Here is a 17,432-nt window from a genome sequence, read left to right as displayed (position 1 = left end):
TTTAATGAATTTCTCAAAATAGAATAGGAGAGGTCAGATGGAAATGATACTTCGATTATTGTTACGCCGATTGATGGCTTTGCCGGTCATGATACTTGGTGTAACAGCACTCGTCTTTGTAGTGCTTCAATTCACGCCGGGTGATCCTGCTACAGTGGCATTGGGCGAAAGTGCTAGTGAAGCGGCAAAACAACTTTACCGCGAATCACATGGCTTAAATGATCCACTCTTTGTTCAATATTTTCGCTTCTTAGGCAACTTACTTGTATTGGATTTTGGTGTGACGATGCCACCAGAATTACCGATTAGTAGCATGTTAGCGAAATCTTTCCCAATTACGTTACAACTTACCTTAATTGGTGTGGTGTTTGCGGCAGTAGTGTCTTTCTCATTAGGTGTACTTGCAGCGCTTTATCGTGATAGTTGGGTAGACCAAGTGATTCGTTTAATCTCTGTTGCTGCGGTTGCGACCCCTTCATTCTGGTTAGGTATCTTACTTATTCAATGGTTCTCTTTGGAATTAGATTGGTTGCCTTCAGGTGGTTTTGTGCCATTCAGCGAAAGCCCAATGGGGTATATCAATTCCATGATTTTGCCATCTCTTGCGCTTGCTGTGCCAGTATGTGCGTCATTAATTCGTGTAGTGCGTACAACCATGGTAGAAGAAATGGATAAAGATTATGTGAGAACGGCGATTGGTAACGGTGTGCCTTATGCAACTGTTATTCGTCACAACGTATTACGCAATGCCTTAATCACACCTGTGACCGTATTAGGCTTACGTGTAGGTTACTTACTTGGTGGTGCGGTAGTTATCGAACAAATCTTCGATTTACCAGGCATGGGTAAATTGATTTTTAACGGTATCGTCAACCACGACTTACACTTAGTACAAGGTGTGGTTCTGACTATCGCCTTTACCTTCGTTTTAGTGAATATTATCGTTGATATTCTCTATGTGTTGATTAACCCTAAAATTCGGAGTCTATAATGTTTCGTCAAGGTTTAGCAGATCGATTAGCTGCAAGCGGTGCGAGATTCCGAGCACTTTCCACCGCATCAAAAATTTCATTATTATTCTTAGTTTTCGTTGCTTTAGTGGCGGTGTTTGCCCCTTGGGTCGCAACACATGATCCATTAGAAGTGATCGCACGTATGCGTGCTCCAAGTGCGGAATATTGGTTTGGGACTGATCGACTTGGTCGTGATATTTTCTCTCGTATTGTGTATGGTGCCCAAACCTCCTTATTTATCGGGTTAGGTGCGGTAGCTTGTGCCATTATTTTCGGTAGTATTTTAGGTGCAACTGCAGCGACATCCGAGAAATGGGGCAATGAAATTATCATGCGCTTAATGGATATTTTAATGGCCTTCCCTGGTATCGCATTAGCGGCAGTGTTATTAGCAACCTTTGGTAACTCTGTGCCGGTTATTATCATCACGATTGCCGTGGTTTATACTCCGCAACTTGCTCGTGTAGTTCGTGCGAATGTGGTATCACAATGGGATGAAGACTATGTGCGTGCTGAACGCGTTATTGGAGGTAGCCGTACTTATATTCTTCTCAAACACGTTGTACGCAATACTGCTGCACCGGTTTTAGTCTTTGCAACCGTAATGGTGGCAGATGCCATTGTATTCGAAGCCTCGCTTTCTTTCTTGGGCGCAGGTGTACAACCACCACATCCTTCATGGGGTAACATCCTTTCTGAAGGTCGTAACATCGTATTAAACGGTGCATGGTGGGCGACAACCTTTGCAGGTGTGATGATTCTTTTAACCGTATTAGCTTTAAATATCTTAGCGGAAGGTCTTACTGATGCATTGGTTAACCCGCGCTTAAAAGGCGGTAAAAAACCAGAAGGCAAATCAGATGAACGTCTTTCTACTGACGTACAAGAAGCGCTTTCTGAAGGTCTTGCGTTAAAACGTTACTTACTCAAATTACATGAAAAAGAAATCACACGTACTAATCGTATGCAATTAGATCCAAATGCAAAACCGATTTTACAAGTGAAAAACTTATCTATTCGTTTCCCGAATCGTTATGGTGAAATTCCATTGGTCGATAATATCAGCTTCACCGTAAATGAAGGTGAAACTATGGGATTAGTAGGCGAGTCAGGTTGTGGTAAATCTATTACAGCATTCTCTATCATGGGCTTGTTACCAAAAACAGCCAAAATCACTGGGGAAGTGCTTTTCACCGACCGCAGTGGCAAACAACATAGCTTGCTTAATTCTCACAATTTAAGTGAATTGCGTGGCTCTGAAATTGCGATGATTTACCAAGACTCTTTAAGTGCGTTAAACCCATCAATGCGTATCAAAGATCAAATGGCACAGCTCATCAAACGTGGCAGCCACCATACCGCAGAAAAATTGTTGGAATGGGTACACCTTGATCCTGAAAAAGTATTGAACCGTTATCCGCATGAGCTCTCTGGTGGTCAACGTCAACGTGTGGTAATTGCAATGGCATTGACTCGTGAGCCGAAATTATTAATCGCCGATGAACCAACAACCGCATTAGACGTAACCGTTCAAGCTGAAGTGGTGAAATTATTGAATGAATTACGTGAAAAACTGGGATTTGCAATGGTGTTTGTCAGCCACGATTTAGCCTTGGTTGCTCAATTAGCTCACCACATTACCGTAATGTATGCAGGACAAGTGGTTGAAATGGCACCAACATCCTTATTGCTTGCTAATCCAACTCACGAATATACACGTGGCTTATTGGGTTCTGTCCTTTCAACCGAAGTCCGTGCAAAACGTTTATATCAAATTCCGGGCAGCGTACCATCGCCTTACGATTTTGCTACAGGTGACCGTTTCGCAAGTCGTTCATTACGACCAGATGCAAATCCGGATCAAAAATTGATATTAACCTCCGTGGAAGGCGAGCCGTCTCACTTGTGGGCTTCTCATCTAGCTAAGCCTGTAACGGAAGCGAAAGGAGCATAATATGAGCAGTAGTATTAAAGTCATTAAAGAACAAAACATCATTGATTTAGAAAATATCGTGGTGCAATTTCCTTCTCGCGACGGTTCATTGTTTGGACGTAAAAAATTCACTGCGGTGAACAATGTGAGTCTTGGCATCAAAGCAGGGGAAACCATTGGTTTAGTAGGGGAGTCTGGCTGTGGGAAATCTACCTTAGCCAACGTGATTATTGGACTTCTTAAACCAACGTCAGGTTTAGTGAAATTCAACGGTTTACAAATGCAGTATGGCAGCTCAGAAGCAAGAAAACAATTCGGTCGTCAAGTGTCGGTCATTTTCCAAGACCCGGCAACCGCACTGAATCCTCGTATGAAAGTGTTGGATATTTTGCGTGACCCAATGGATATTCACAATGTGTTACAACCCCATGAACGGGAAAAACGTGTGTATGACTTGCTTTCTCGCGTAGGTTTGCCACGTTCTGCAGCACAAGTTGAACCAACTCGTTTATCAGGTGGGCAAAAACAACGTGTGGCGATTGCACGTGCTTTAGCGCTGAATCCAAAACTGATTGTGGCGGATGAACCGACTTCTGCATTAGATGTATCCGTTCGTGCTCAGGTATTAAACTTATTGGCTGATTTGAAAAAAGAACTCAATCTTGCCATGGTGTTTATCTCTCATGATATCCAAACAGTACGTCAAGTATCTGATCGCATTGTCGTGATGTATGGCGGTCAAATTTTGGAAACGGGTAGCACTGAAGATATTTTCAACCACCCAACAGTGGATTACACAAGAAAATTACTCGGTGTTGCACCATCATTGTTATAAAACGAGTAAATAAAATATCTTAATTTATGACCGCACTTTAAAAGTGCGGTTATTTTTTATGATTTTTCTTGCATAGACTTGAAAACTTAGATAAAAGATTACTTATCTTTACAGATAAATTGTAATTGTGGAGCCATTATGCAAACTAAATTTAATTTATATCCTAAAGAACAATTACCTGAAAACTTTAAGTTTCCTCAGTCTTATATTGATTTATCAAGTAATATGGAAAAGATAAATGAATTGGAATATTTTCCTTGGTGGTTTGAAGATCCTGATTATGAGAATTCAGAGATAGAGGATAGTGTTTATCTTTATAGTAAAGCAATAGAAAAACTGACAGGTGTAGCTGATTTAATATCATTCGCTAGAGATGGAGATTGGGCAGCTTGTTTCAAATTAACGGATTACTCTGGAAATCCGAGAGTTTATGTTCATGATCTTGGTAATAAAGACAATAAATATGAATGTAAGGATTTTGATGAGTGGTTAGCGGAAGAAATCAAAAGTGCAAAAGAGTATTAAATTAAATTTAAGTAAAGAAGTTTCCTATGCGCTTCGTCATGCCCCATGGGAATATGAATTAGAATTCGATTCTGAAGGTTGGGTTTCTGTCGAACAATTAATTTCATCATTTAGAAATAGTGATGAAAAATGGAATACGTTAACCGAAGACGATTTAGTTAAAATGATCGACTTATCGGAAAAGAAAAGGCATGAGATTAAAAATGGAAAAATAAGAGCTTTCTACGGGCATTCAATTCCAATGAAAATTTCTAAAGAAATTGGTTATCCACCAAAGTATTTATACCATGGGACAAGTATAAATTATTTAGATGATATTAAATTAAATGGATTGAAGCCAATGTCTCGTCAATATGTACATTTATCTGAGGATGTTGAGACAGCAACATTGGTTGGAAATAGAAAAAAAGGGGAGACAATTCTTCTAAAAATTGATACAGAACTAGCACAATCTAAGGGTGCAAAATTTTATATTGGCAATGAAAAAGTCTGCTTATCAGATTACATTTCGCCTGAGTTTATAAAAGATAATTAATGATTAAGCATATTTGCATTATGTGATCATTTTTGCGGTGAAGTGTCGCCAAATAGCGTAGAATGGGCATATAAAAATAAGGAGATTTAACATGCAACAAAAAATTCAACAAGCATTAGCCGATTCGCCACTTTCAAATGCAATTCTTTCTGCATTAGAAGAACAAGAATGGAAAGGTTTTTTACCGGCTGAAAAAGTGCGGTCAATTTGTGATGAATTTAAGCTTACGCCTGTTCAATTAGGTTTGGCACTTTTGCCAGTAGCAGCTTGTTATAGCCACACGCCCATTTCAGAATTTCATGTTGGAGCAATTGCGATTGGTGAAAGTGGTGATTTTTACTTTGGTGCAAATCAAGAATTTCAGGGTAGTAGCATGGCTCAAACCATCCATGCTGAACAAAGTGCGATTAGCCATGCATGGTTACGCAATGAGCCTCGTATCACGGATATTGTGGTGAATTACACGCCTTGCGGTCACTGCCGTCAATTTATGAATGAGCTTTATCAAGCGCAAGATTTGAAAATTCATTTGCCACACAGCCAAAATAATCCACTTCCCCAATATTTACCCGATAGCTTTGGCCCAAAAGATTTAGGGGTTGATTTGCTTCTATTAAACAAAGAAGAACAAGGTTTCACATTGACGACAGAAGATGAAGTGGTAAATAAAGCGATTTTAGGCGCAAACCGAGCACATTCACCTTATTCTAAAAGCCCTCATGGTGTAGGCATTTTATTTAAAAATGGGGAAATGATTTGTGGTCGATATGCAGAAAATGCGGCATTCAACCCAAGCTTACCCGCTATGCAAACCGCCATTAATTTTGCTTACTTAAATCAATTGGATGTATCAAAAATTGAGCGAGTGGTATTTGCAGAAAAGCCTTTGCGTTTAAGTCACCGCAAGATGGCAGAGCAGTTATTGAAGAGCCTCTGCAAGGTGAAAATGGAATATATTAGCTTGTAAAGTGCGGTCAAAAATGAATTAGTTTTTGAACTAAAAGAAAAGGCGAACAGAGATAATCTCTCATATTCGCCTTTCTTTTTACTGATTTTATGCTAATTCAGCACGTAATTTTTTCGTGACATCAACCATCACTTTTAATGCCGCAATCGTTTCTGGCCAACCGCGCGTTTTTAAACCACAGTCTGGATTTACCCATAAACGTTCTTTCGGCACCACTTGTAATGCTTTGCGAAGAAGATGTTCAATTTCTTCTGCTGCAGGCACTCGTGGACTATGAATGTCATATACGCCTGGGCCAATATCATTCGGATATTTGAAATCACCAAATGCGGTGAGTAATTCCATGTCAGAACGTGAGGTTTCGATAGTAATGACATCGGCATCTAGGGCTGCAATGGCCGGTAGAATGTCGTTAAATTCGGAATAACACATGTGCGTATGAATTTGTGTATCATCTTGGCAACCCATTGAGCTTAAACGGAAGGCTTCGCCCGCCCATTTCAAATAAGCATCCCAATCTGCACGTTTTAAAGGTAAACCTTCACGAATAGCTGGCTCATCAATTTGAATGACTTTGATGCCTGTCTTTTCTAAATCTAATACTTCGTCAGAAAGTGCCACCGCAATTTGTTTACAGACGGTTTCACGAGAAATATCGTTACGCACGAAAGACCATTGTAAGATCGTGACTGGACCTGTCAGCATACCTTTCATCACTTTATTTGTTAGGCTTTGGGCATATTCTGACCAACGTACCGTCATTGGTTCTGGACGAGTAACATCACCGTAAATCACAGGCGGTTTCACACAACGTGAACCATAACTTTGTACCCAACCAAATTTGGTGAAAGCAAAACCATCGAGTAATTCGCCGAAATATTCCACCATGTCGTTACGTTCTGCTTCGCCATGTACCAATACATCTAAGTCTAATTTTTCTTGCTCACGTACAACAAATTCAATTTCTTTTTTCATTGCCGCTTCGTAATCCGCTAAGCTGAGTTCGCCTTTTTTGAAGGCGGCACGGGCATGACGAATGGCTGTTGTTTGTGGGAAAGAACCAATATTCGTCGTTGGCAGAAGTGGTAAATTTAACCACGCATTTTGTAATTTAATGCGTTCCGCAAATGGCGATTTACGTTGGTCAGCATTTTTTGGTAGATTTGCTAAACGTTCAGCTACGCAAGTGCGGTGAATTTCATTCGAGTTTTTACGTGCATCCGCAGCAGTTTGAGAAGCATCTAATTCAGCTTGAACCGCTTCACGACCTTGCTCTAGTGCAGTCTTAATAACACGTAATTCTTGAATTTTTTGTAACGTGAAAGCCAACCATTGATAGAGTTCAGGCTTATTGGCTTGTAGCTGTGTTTCGACTTCTAAATCATAAGGTGTATGAAGGAGAGAGCAGCTTGGCGCAATCCATAAACGATCGCCTAATTTCGCTTTTAATGGTTCAACCACATCTAACACTTGATTTAAGTTTGCACGCCAAATATTACGACCATCAATGATGCCCACAGATAAGATTTTGTCGTAATCTGCAAAAGCAGTAAGTTGTTCAGGTGCACGTACTAAATCAATATGTAAACCTGCTACAGGTAAGGCTTTTAACAAATCAGCATGTTCTGCTACAGAACCAAAATAAGTCGCAAGCAATAATTTCGCTTTCACTTGTTCAGCAAAAGTGGCGTAAACCGCTTTATAAGCGGCAACCCATTCTGCCGGTAAATCTAAGGTGAGAGCGGGTTCATCAATTTGAATGTATTCCACGCCTTCTGCAGCTAATGTATTTAAGATTTCAACATAAACCGGCACGAGTTTTGTTAATAAATCAAAGCGATTAAATGCAGCGCCTTTTTCTTTACCTAACCAAAGGAAGGTGAGTGGACCAACGATTGTTGGTTTAACTTGATACCCAAGCGCTTTAGCTTCACGAATTTGTGTCACATAATGTGCTGGATTGGCTTTAAATTGTGTCTCTTTATGGAATTCTGGTACAAGATAGTGGTAGTTGGTATCGAACCATTTTGTCATTTCAATGGCAAATTGTGTTTTGTTACCACGCGCCAATTGGAAATATTGATCGAGTGTTAAATTTTGGCTATCGAAACCAAAGCGAGCAGGAATCGCACCGGTTGCCACTTGTAAATCTAAAATGTGATCGTAAAGTGTGAAATCAGCCACCGCAACAAAATCAGCATTTGCCTTGGCTTGGTGTTGCCAGTTAAGTTCACGTAATCTTTTTGCAATATCTAATAAATCCGCTTCTGCAATTTCGCCACGCCAATAACGCTCTTGAGCAAATTTAAGTTCACGTTTTGCGCCTACACGCGGAAATCCTGCTAAATGAAATGTTGTCATAATCAATCCTTCTATTGTTTCTGTTTGGTTTAGACGTCTAAACGTCTGTTCGGTTATAGAATGCAATAGAAAAGAAGATTACACAACTTCATAATTTTCAGGTTTTAAATGAATTAAATTAATAAATAAAAAGACCGCACTTTAAAATTTCTAAAAAGTGCGGTCTTTTTTGTATGAGGTTTTATAGTGTTATAAGGCGGTGACGAAAGTAATTAAGCCTAGGATCACACCTGGAGCATTTGCTAATGAAATAGGCAGATCGCGTTTTTCTTTCAACAAGCCATAAGCTACCCATAAACTACAGTTGATTGTCGTAGCAAAAGGTTGTAACCAACCACCTTTTTGACCTGATAAATTTAGACCAATTTGTTGCAAGTAAGAAACATACATACAAACTGAAGTAAATGTTGCGACATAGCCTAAAATAGTAATAAAACGTTGATTTGTCATTTGCTCTCCTAAGTTTAACAGAATAATCCGAAACTAGATTATTAACTAAAAATTGATAATATGTAAAAATTATACAATACAATTAATTAAAGGTCAATAATAACAAGATGTAGCAAAGATTGTTTCATTTTGGTTAAGGATAAAATGCATTTTATTAGAAGGGAAATAAAGAGATTAGAGAGAAAAAAGACAAAAAAATAACCGCACTTTAAAGCGCGGTTATATAGAATTCTGAACAGTTCAGTTGAGATTATTCAACACCAACCATTACAGAAGTTGCTTTGATAATCGCATATGCTTCTTTACCAACTGCTAAACCTAATTCTTTTACTGCATCGATAGAGATGGTAGAAGAAATTACATTACCGTTACCGATATCAATGTGTACGATTGCGTTCACAGAACCAGTTTCGATTGATTTTACAGTACCTTTAAGTTGGTTTCTTGCACTAATTTTCATTTAGCATTTCCTTATGTTTGAGTTAAAAAGAGTAGACATTATATAGATAAATATATAAATTGAAAATACTACTTAATAGGTGATAACCCTTTTAAGATTTGCTCAGCATTTTCTTTACTTAGCTCATAACCATAATACTTTTTATAGAAGGCTTGTGTTTTTTCCACCATGTTTAAATCTTTAAATTGCTCAGGATGGAAAAGTTGAGCCGCCCAAAGAATTTGTAAGGCTTCTTCTGCACTGTAGCGATCCCATGGGAACGTGCCGGTTGGGTTGGCATAAATACGATTATTTTTGACCGCACTTATTGATTGCCATGCTGGGTCAGCTTTAATTTTTTCGATTGCTGCTTGCGCTTTATTACCGCTGCTGCCGATAATAATGACATCAGGATTTGCTTGAATAATGCTTTCTACGGTGACGGTCACCATATTGGCTTCATCGGGTAACACGCTTTTACCACCGGCTAATTTAATCCATTCACCAATCATCGATTTTCCGCCGTCAATCATCAATAAGTCTGAGCCTTTAGTGATATGTAACACCGTTGGGCGTTGTTCATCTTTGAGACCTTTGAGACGACTTTCCACAAATTGAATATTGCCTTCTAATTCTTTGATATAGCTTTCTGCGATTTCAGGCGCTTTATCACCTAAAACTTCAGCGGTAATCCGTACGGTTTTCTTCAATCCATCAAAAAAAACGGCGAAGTCTATTCTTATATCATGTGGTGCAAGGCTTGCTCCTTTCGATATTCAGGAGCTTAGAGACTTGATGAAGGAAGATGAACTTGAGCTTGACACTCTTGACGATAGAAAGACAGCACTCTTTATTATTATCTCTGATACAGATGATACTTTTAACTTTGTGGTATCTATTATGTATTCACAGCTATTTAATCTACTTTGTGATAAGGCAGATAATGAATACGGGGGAAGATTACCTGTTCATGTAAGGTGCTTGCTTGACGAGTTTGCCAACATCGGCTTAATTCCAAAATTTGAGAAATTAATAGCGACAATCGAAGTAGAGAAATATCCGCAAGTATTATCTTGCAAGCACAATCTCAGCTAAAGGCAATTTATAAAGATAATGCAGATACGATTGTAGGTAACTGTGATAATACCTTGTTTCTTGGTGGAAAGGAAAAGACCACACTTAAATAACTATCTGAAACACGGGTAAAGAAACCATAGACCTATATAACACATCGGAAACAAGATCCAATGCCAATAGTTATGGACTGAATTATCAAAAGACAGGAAAGGAGCTGATGAGTCAGGATGAGATAACGGTTATGGATGGCAGTAAGTGTATTTTTTAGCTTCGAAGTGTCAGACCGTTTTTGTCAGACAAATTCGATATTAAAAAGCACAAGAATTACAAGTTACTTGAAGATTTTAATAAGAAAAATGCCTTTGATATTGAGGAATATATCAAGAGAAAAGGAAAAGGAAAAGTTAAGATGAATAGAAATACAGTAATTACAAGATTGTAATATTTTCTGTTATAGCTTTATGTGGCATAGGTATATTTGGTATAATAGGCTATATAAAATAATTTGGAGAATATGTAATGATTAATCAAACTATATTTGTAGATAATTTAAGAAAGAGGATGCATGTATCATTTGAAAATAAATTTTATTTAGAATCGATAGCATGTTCATATGCAATAATTGAAAATAGAACAAAGCGTATTTGTGAACATATAGGAAAATCAGTAAATGGAGATATGTTGAATAAAAAAACTGAGTATATTTATAATGCTATTAAAAATAAGGGTTTAGAAATTGATGTAAAAAAGAAAAAAATGATTGGCTTCTTACAATATAGAATTAAGAATACCAAATTATTGGATATTGATTTTTCTAAAGATTATAAAGCATTTAATTTAACGGTTGACAATACAACATTAGATAATCAATTAATAACATTTAGGAAACTTAGAAATGACTTTACTCACGACATGTATAGATATGATAGCACAAATCCGAAATTGATTAATTTTGAGGATTATGTAGATCTTGCAAAAATGGGAATATATGTTGCAGAAAATTTATGTAGTATTTCTTCTGCAATGAAGAGAAAGAAAATGAAATTATAGAGTGCAGGATATTTTATCTTTTAGGTAAATAAAAAAAATGGTATAATATACTAAACAGAGCTTGGATTTTTCCAACCATCCAAAGATGGATGTGGGACTGTAAAAAGTCTGCTCTGTTTTTTTTGTTTATAAAGACGATAGAAAAGCAACATCTATCGTCTTTTTTAATGCCTATTTTCAATTTATATTGCGATCAATAAACAGGAAAAACTCGCAGAGAAGCTAACTAGTATTTCAAATGCCGCTCACGAGGTAAACGAAGATTAAAAATAATGTTGTTTTGCACATCACTGACATTATTGCCAATCAGACTTTGCACTACATTTTCAAGCGGAATCGCAAAGCGCCCCCAAGAGAGCGAACATAAAATGAGCCCAATAAGCAAGCAAAGTAGAAAGGGAAAGGTAAGGGAGGATTTGTTCATACACTCAAAATTCGTTGTTTTTATAAGTATATAGTGATTATATTTTTTGTATATAGCGAAATTTGGGTAAAAAAATAACCGTACTTTATCGCACGGTTACGTTATTCTATAAGCATTTAGCTGGTTTGGGCAGACCCGCCAGTTTGGTTGCTTGTTTAGCTGGTCCGTCAGGGAAGAGTCGTTGCAAATAGCGGCTATTACCTTTATCGGCACCTAATTTTTCTGACATTGCTTTTACCAGCATTCTAATCGCAGGGGAGGTGTTATATTCTTGATAGAAATCACGCACAAAATAAATCACTTCCCAGTGAGCGTCAGTCAGTTCTACATCTTCTAGGTGAGCGATGTGTTTTGCTACATCTTCATTCCAATCAGCAATATTAAGTAAATAGCCAAAGGCGTCGGTTTCGATTTGTTTTCCTTGTACGGTAATCATATTAATTCACTTCTTTAAAGCTGATCATTTCAGTATCGGAGTAGTCAGACGCATCTTCATCATCAAATTTCATTGGTTCGATGCGTTCTTCATCAAATGCGGTATCCCCTTCAATGCCATCAAGTGATTGGCCATGTTTAATGCCTTTGAAATCAAAGAGTTTTGGGTCACATAAGTGTGACAACGTAATGTTTTGCATTGCGCTAAACATGGTTTCTAAGCGACCTGGATATTGACGGTCCCAAGTATTCAACATTTCTTTCACCACTTGACGTTGTAAATTAGGTTGAGAACCACATAAATTACAAGGGATAATTGGGAATTCTTTGGCTACGGCATATTTTTCAATATCTTTTTCTTTACAATAAGCCAATGGACGAATCACGATTTGCTTGCCGTCATCTGAAATTAATTTCGGTGGCATCGATTTTAGTTTCCCACCGTAGAACATATTCAGAAATAGGGTAGCCAGCATATCATCACGATGGTGTCCAAGTGCAATTTTTGTTGCGCCAAGTTCAGTTGCCGTACGGTATAAAATACCACGGCGTAGGCGAGAGCAGAGAGAGCACGTTGTTTTGCCTTCTGGAATTTTCTCTTTCACGATGCCATAAGTATTTTCTTCAACGATTTTATAATCCACACCAATACTTTGCAGATATTCAGGTAAAACATGCTCAGGAAAACCAGGCTGTTTTTGGTCTAAATTGACAGCAACGATATCGAATTTAATCGGAGCGCTTTGTTGTAAATTCAACAAAATATCAAGCAGTGTATAGCTGTCTTTGCCACCAGAAAGACAAACCATCACTTTATCGCCATCTTCAATCATACCGAAATCAGCAATTGCATTGCCTACATTACGGCGAAGACGTTTTTGCAATTTATTGAAATTATAACTCTGTTTTTTATCTTGGTTTTGTTCTGTCATATTGATTACTTTAGCTAATAAAAAAGCCCTGAATCAACTTCAGAGCTTATAAATTCTGTGGTGCCTAGGGTCGGACTCGAACCGACACGGTTATTCACCGGCGGATTTTGAATCCGCTGCGTCTACCAATTTCGCCACCCAGGCATTTGGGTTGTTCTGAATTATACGTTTATCTTACTTCGTTGCAAGTAAAATTTCATTAAAAACGTGTGGTTGTTTTAAATTTCATCAACTTGTATTCAAAGATGAAAGGGAAGTTTAAAATAATTTGATACGTTGTCACAATTTGTGAGTAAAATAAAAGCTTAGTATTTCTACTAAGCTTTATAATTATCTAATTAAGCGGTTTGACCAGCAAGGTTACCTAAATCTTTATCGATTAAGAATAAGCCTTTGCCATCTTCGCCAAGAAGATTTAATTTGTCTAAAATACCGCTGAATAATTTCTCTTCTTCGTGTTGTTCTGCAACATACCATTGTAAGAAATTGAATGCAGAGTAGTCTTTTTCTTCAAAAGTTTTACCCACTAATTCATTGATTTTACTTGTGATCAATTTTTCGTGTTTGTAAGTTAATTCAATGATTTCTTTTAATGATTTGTATTCATGCGCAGGCGCTTCAATTGCAGTGATTACCGCTAATGCACCAGTTTCATTTAAATAAGTGAATAATTTACGCATGTGTTGCATTTCTTCTGCAGCGTGAGCTGATAAGAATTTAGCAGCACCTTCAAAACCGTTTTGTTCGCACCATGCGCTCATTTGTAAGTAAAGGTTTGAAGAGTAGAACTCAAGGTTCATTTGATCATTTAATAATTTGATTACATTTGATGATAACATTTTGTATTCTCCTTTTAAAATTATAATGTTGCTAAATCACGATCGATAAAGTAAAGCGAACGACCATCTTCACCCACCAAGTTAAATTTATCAATAATGCTATTGAATAATTTTTCTTCTTCGTGTTGTTCTGCAACGTACCATTGTAAGAAGTTAAAAGTAGAATAGTCTTTATTTGCAAAAGTCACTTCAACTAATTCATTAATTTTAGAAGTAATGAATTTTTCGTGTTCAAGTGTGGTTTCAAACACTTCCTTAAGTGATTTGTAGTCATTTTTAGGTGCATCAATTTTACCTAAAAGTGGCATACCACTTGTTTCACTCACATATTTGAATAATTTTTGCATGTGTTCTAATTCTTCATCAGCATGACGAAGTAAAAATGCTGCAGCACCTTCGTAACCGTGTTTGCTACACCAAGAACTCATTTGCAAATAAACATTAGAAGAGTAGAACTCTAAATTGATTTGTTCATTTAACTTATCTGCGATTGCTTTATTAAGCATAACCAACTCCTTTCCTTATTAAGTAGAGATTAAAAATAAAAACAAGACTGCTTAACTTGTCATCGGTGTGCATTCTAATCTCACAAATGAGAATGGTCAAGTATTTTTTTAAAATTATTTCTATAAGTCACTAATAACAAAAGAGAAATCAATGTTAATTATTCTCATTTAGGTGATATATGTAAAATAAATTCTCATTATCAGATCAAGAATAATGAAATCTGCAGAATTGATGTACGAAATTGTATTCAGAATTCACATAGCGTTATCTACAAATTTCATACTAATTCTAATTATTCCATTTCAAAGACATCCATTTATTTCTTTTATATCCATAATCCCAAATCGACTTATTTTGACCAATGCATGAAATAGGATAGTCACCCATATTGGCTTGTGACATATCCATATATTTAATTTAACATAATATACATTATACGAAACCAATTACAAGGTTAGTAAAAGCTACGTATTAATAAGATCACAGAGTTATACACAGGTCACGAGTACTGCTCAAGCAATGTGAGATCTGGATTGGCAATACCTTGTAACAAGACTAAATAATGATTTATACACTCTAAAGTTGTTATGTAAGGAAAAAATAAAGATGTTTATATGTGTCAAAATAATGACAACGCTACGTGAATTCTGCGTTATTTTATGAGGTGAATATCATTAGATTTAAAAAAGAAAAACGTAAATCTCAGGGATTAAAATTTACGTTTTTGGTGATTGGCATTTGTGTGACTATGTCACGATATATATAAGATTAAGATAACAGTTTTGCACCGTATTCATAAACCTGTTGTAGTAAATTTAGCTTAGTTGGATTATCCGAATATTCCTCTGCTAACTGCTGTAAACTTTCTTCAAATTTAACCGCACTTTGTTCTAATTTACGTTGGCGATATTTTTGCCATTTGATTTGCTCAGCACGATTTAGAGTTTTATAGAAATGTCTTGCACGATAATGGAATAACAATTCTGGAATTCGTTTATCTTCAAATGCTAAACCATGCTCAGCTAATTTTTCAGGCGTTAAATCGCGTAAAATAGCCATATTGTTTTTATCGGCATTGCAAAAGAAGCCGTTATAAAGCTCTGTTTCTACATTATCACTTGGCTCAAATTCGCGCTCTTCTGAGAAGATTTCAATAACTTTCTCGCGTATATCTAAGGATTGGCGCAATTTTGCTAAATTATCTAAGCATTGTTGTCTGTCTATCCCTAAACGAGCTGCATTTTCCGGCAGTAACGTTTTTGCAGGAGCCAAAATTGGGCATTTATTAATATGAACCAATTTCAATGGAACTGATGAAACTCCCCTTTCTTCTAGCTCGCTTTTCTTTGTATATAAATCTTGTCGCAAATCAACCGCACTTTTACTGAGTAAATTATCAATATCACCTGATAAATCACAGACAATTACGGCATTTTGATTAGTTGGATGCCATGCTAATGGTGCCACCCAAGCACAATTGCCGCGATAATTCCCTAGCATACCTGAAACGTGCACTAATGGTGTCATTTCCGCGGTATCAATTAGCTTCTCAATTTCCCTCTTACCTCTATGCTCAAAGAAGAATTGAAATAATTTAGGCTGCTTTTCTTTGATTAATTTAGCCATGGCAATAGTTGCATACACATCCGCCATCGCATCATGGGCATTTTCATGCTCAATACCATTTGCTTTAGTGAGTTTTTCTAAGCGAAAGCTTGGCATACCATCATCGTCATAAGCCCAATTTATCCCTTCTGGACGCAGTGCATAGCAAGCCCTGACCAAATCCAGTAAATCCCACCGAGAATTGCCATTTTTCCAGCTATATTCATAGGGATCAATGAAATTACGGTAAAAAGTATAGCGAGTCATTTCATCGTCATAACGAATGTTGTTGTAACCCATCACACAAGTATTAGGTTGTGAAAACTCAGCTAGAATTTTTGCGGCAAATTCAGGTTCAGGAATCCCCTTTTCATTACATTCTTGTGGCGTGATTCCTGTGACAATTACGGCTTCCGGGGCGGGCAAATAATCATTGGTTTGCTTGCAATACAACATAATAGGCTCACCAATGATATTGAAATCTGCATCGGTACGAATACCAGCAAATTGAGCAGGACGATCACTTGCCGGATTGATACCAAAACTTTCGTAATCGTAGATAAAAAAACTAAAATTGTTTGCCATAATTAAGCCAAAATTTTATCTAAATAATATAAACAGAAAATTGCTGAAAGGCTAATAAGAACACCAAACCAGTTGATTTTGCTGATTTTTTCTTTGAAGAAAAATGCGCCGGTGATGGTACCTAAACAAATAACACCAATATTCATTCCCGCAAAAACTAAGGTTGGGTTTTGTCCGAAGCTTTGGTGCGCTTTAATGTAAAACAGGATGTTAAAGAAATTCAATACACCTAAAATGATTCCACCAATAAAGCTTGGCACAGTCCATTGAGTGCGTTTTAGGAATAAATACAGGAACATGACACAAGCGGCTAATGAGAAAGCGATGAATAATGTGGTTGGGAATGCTCCCCCGCTTTTGGCCACTTGTTTAAATAAGATATCAATGGTGCCATAACCAAACCAAACACCGATTAAGCCTAAAATACCCTTAAAAGTGACCGCACTTTGTTCATTCGATTTGTTCAAAATACAGAATAAACCGATGAATGCCAAAATAATGCCAACAATTTTGGGCTGACTTAATGTTTCATGGAAGATAATAAAAGAGGCAACAATCGGTAGAAATAACGATAAGCGTTGTGCGGCATCTGAACGCACGATACCCGCAAATTCAACTGCTTTAGACATAATGATAAATACGGTTGGTAATAAAATACCTAACGCCAGGAAAATAGGTGTGCTATCACTTTGTGCTAAATATTCGGTAAATTCCAATCCTTTAAAATCAGGTTTGAGTAAGAAATAGCTTAATGAAATGGCGACAATATAGTTGAACGCTATTGCTTGTTCAATAATGATATTTTTCTTGCGAGCAACTTTGAGTAATACCGATACGGCAACACTACATAGAATGGCTAAAATAAGGTTGTGCATAATTCGTCCTAAATTCTCATAAAAATAACAATGAAAAAAGCGGCC

16 protein-coding genes, 1 tRNA gene and 3 pseudogenes are annotated in these 17,432 nt (G+C 37.1%); 8 read left to right on the top strand and 12 right to left on the bottom strand.

Features of this window, described 5'->3' with window-relative positions; all coding sequences use genetic code 11:
- Positions 1-37 precede the first annotated feature (37 nt).
- From DPV81_RS00495 to cdd, 6 genes are all read left to right on the top strand, one after another.
- The gene (locus DPV81_RS00495) at positions 38-991 is read left to right on the top strand and encodes an ABC transporter permease (RefSeq protein WP_014065363.1); all 954 of its coding nucleotides are present in this window, start codon (positions 38-40) and stop codon (positions 989-991) included.
- Complete coding sequence (locus DPV81_RS00490; protein ID WP_111386111.1) at positions 991-2,967, top strand: dipeptide/oligopeptide/nickel ABC transporter permease/ATP-binding protein; 1,977 nt, start codon at positions 991-993, stop codon at positions 2,965-2,967. Before DPV81_RS00495 ends, DPV81_RS00490 begins: the two co-directional genes overlap by 1 nt.
- 1 nt (position 2,968) lies before the next feature.
- Positions 2,969-3,781, top strand: coding sequence for an ABC transporter ATP-binding protein (locus DPV81_RS00485; RefSeq protein WP_005696082.1), 813 nt, complete (start codon positions 2,969-2,971; stop codon positions 3,779-3,781).
- Positions 3,782-3,919: 138 nt separating this feature from the next.
- Positions 3,920-4,306 (top strand): SMI1/KNR4 family protein, encoded by a 387-nt coding sequence (locus tag DPV81_RS00480; RefSeq protein WP_070867877.1) that lies wholly within the window; start codon positions 3,920-3,922, stop codon positions 4,304-4,306.
- Positions 4,290-4,841 (top strand): RNA 2'-phosphotransferase, encoded by a 552-nt coding sequence (locus tag DPV81_RS00475; RefSeq protein WP_111386109.1) that lies wholly within the window; start codon positions 4,290-4,292, stop codon positions 4,839-4,841. Before DPV81_RS00480 ends, DPV81_RS00475 begins: the two co-directional genes overlap by 17 nt.
- Before the next feature lie 91 nt (positions 4,842-4,932).
- A complete protein-coding gene (gene cdd, locus DPV81_RS00470) occupies positions 4,933-5,808 on the top strand; it encodes a cytidine deaminase (RefSeq protein ID WP_111386107.1) in 876 nt (291 codons plus the stop codon).
- Between the two features lie 87 nt (positions 5,809-5,895).
- Here cdd and metE read toward each other — a convergent pair whose 3' ends face one another.
- From metE to DPV81_RS00450, 4 genes and pseudogenes are all read right to left on the bottom strand, one after another.
- Positions 5,896-8,169, bottom strand: coding sequence for a 5-methyltetrahydropteroyltriglutamate--homocysteine S-methyltransferase (metE, locus tag DPV81_RS00465; protein ID WP_111386105.1), 2,274 nt, complete (start codon positions 8,167-8,169; stop codon positions 5,896-5,898).
- A gap of 189 nt (positions 8,170-8,358) precedes the next feature.
- Positions 8,359-8,619: a SemiSWEET family transporter gene (locus tag DPV81_RS00460; RefSeq protein WP_049373448.1), complete on the bottom strand. Its 261-nt coding sequence runs from the start codon at positions 8,617-8,619 to the stop codon at positions 8,359-8,361.
- Positions 8,620-8,869: 250 nt separating this feature from the next.
- Positions 8,870-9,079 carry a TOBE domain-containing protein gene (locus DPV81_RS00455; protein ID WP_007525241.1) on the bottom strand — a complete coding sequence of 70 codons (210 nt, stop codon included), beginning with the start codon at positions 9,077-9,079 and terminating at the stop codon, positions 8,870-8,872.
- Positions 9,080-9,147: 68 nt separating this feature from the next.
- Positions 9,148-9,777: pseudogene (locus DPV81_RS00450) on the bottom strand (ABC transporter substrate-binding protein); the annotation flags it as partial.
- Here DPV81_RS00450 and DPV81_RS09530 point away from each other — a divergent pair.
- Together DPV81_RS09530 and DPV81_RS00440 are read left to right on the top strand one after the other, a co-directional pair.
- A pseudogene (locus DPV81_RS09530) lies at positions 9,713-10,245 on the top strand (type IV secretory system conjugative DNA transfer family protein). The pseudogenes DPV81_RS00450 and DPV81_RS09530 sit on opposite strands and share 65 nt — an antisense overlap.
- A 409-nt stretch (positions 10,246-10,654) precedes the next feature.
- Positions 10,655-11,185, top strand: coding sequence for a hypothetical protein (locus DPV81_RS00440; protein ID WP_049366576.1), 531 nt, complete (start codon positions 10,655-10,657; stop codon positions 11,183-11,185).
- 247 nt (positions 11,186-11,432) lie between these two features.
- Here DPV81_RS00440 and DPV81_RS00435 read toward each other — a convergent pair.
- From DPV81_RS00435 to DPV81_RS00400, 8 genes and pseudogenes are all read right to left on the bottom strand, one after another.
- Positions 11,433-11,609 (bottom strand): annotated as a pseudogene (locus DPV81_RS00435) (iron ABC transporter permease); the annotation flags it as partial.
- A gap of 106 nt (positions 11,610-11,715) precedes the next feature.
- Positions 11,716-12,045, bottom strand: a complete 330-nt coding sequence (locus tag DPV81_RS00430; RefSeq protein ID WP_070582419.1) for a TusE/DsrC/DsvC family sulfur relay protein — start codon at positions 12,043-12,045, stop codon at positions 11,716-11,718.
- Between the two features lies 1 nt (position 12,046).
- A complete protein-coding gene (gene ttcA / locus DPV81_RS00425) occupies positions 12,047-12,976 on the bottom strand; it encodes a tRNA 2-thiocytidine(32) synthetase TtcA (protein WP_111386103.1) in 930 nt (309 codons plus the stop codon).
- A 58-nt stretch (positions 12,977-13,034) separates the two neighbouring features.
- Positions 13,035-13,120 (bottom strand) — tRNA-Leu (locus DPV81_RS00420).
- Positions 13,121-13,314: 194 nt separating this feature from the next.
- Positions 13,315-13,815 (bottom strand): non-heme ferritin, encoded by a 501-nt coding sequence (gene ftnA / locus DPV81_RS00415; RefSeq protein WP_005698992.1) that lies wholly within the window; start codon positions 13,813-13,815, stop codon positions 13,315-13,317.
- 20 nt (positions 13,816-13,835) lie between these two features.
- On the bottom strand, positions 13,836-14,321 hold the full coding sequence (gene ftnA / locus DPV81_RS00410; RefSeq protein ID WP_049366579.1) for a non-heme ferritin: 486 nt from the start codon (positions 14,319-14,321) through the stop codon (positions 13,836-13,838).
- Positions 14,322-15,090: 769 nt separating this feature from the next.
- The gene (gene sbcB, locus DPV81_RS00405; protein WP_111386101.1) at positions 15,091-16,512 is read right to left on the bottom strand and encodes an exodeoxyribonuclease I; all 1,422 of its coding nucleotides are present in this window, start codon (positions 16,510-16,512) and stop codon (positions 15,091-15,093) included.
- A gap of 2 nt (positions 16,513-16,514) precedes the next feature.
- Positions 16,515-17,387, bottom strand: coding sequence for a DMT family transporter (locus DPV81_RS00400; RefSeq protein ID WP_111386100.1), 873 nt, complete (start codon positions 17,385-17,387; stop codon positions 16,515-16,517).
- Positions 17,388-17,432 lie beyond the last annotated feature (45 nt).

The sequence above is a fragment of the Haemophilus parainfluenzae genome, assembly GCF_003252795.1.
In the GTDB taxonomy this organism is placed as follows: domain Bacteria; phylum Pseudomonadota; class Gammaproteobacteria; order Enterobacterales; family Pasteurellaceae; genus Haemophilus_D; species Haemophilus_D parainfluenzae_K.
The sequence above is the reverse complement of the archived record's forward strand: the minus strand, read 5'-3'. Positions and strand labels throughout refer to the sequence as shown.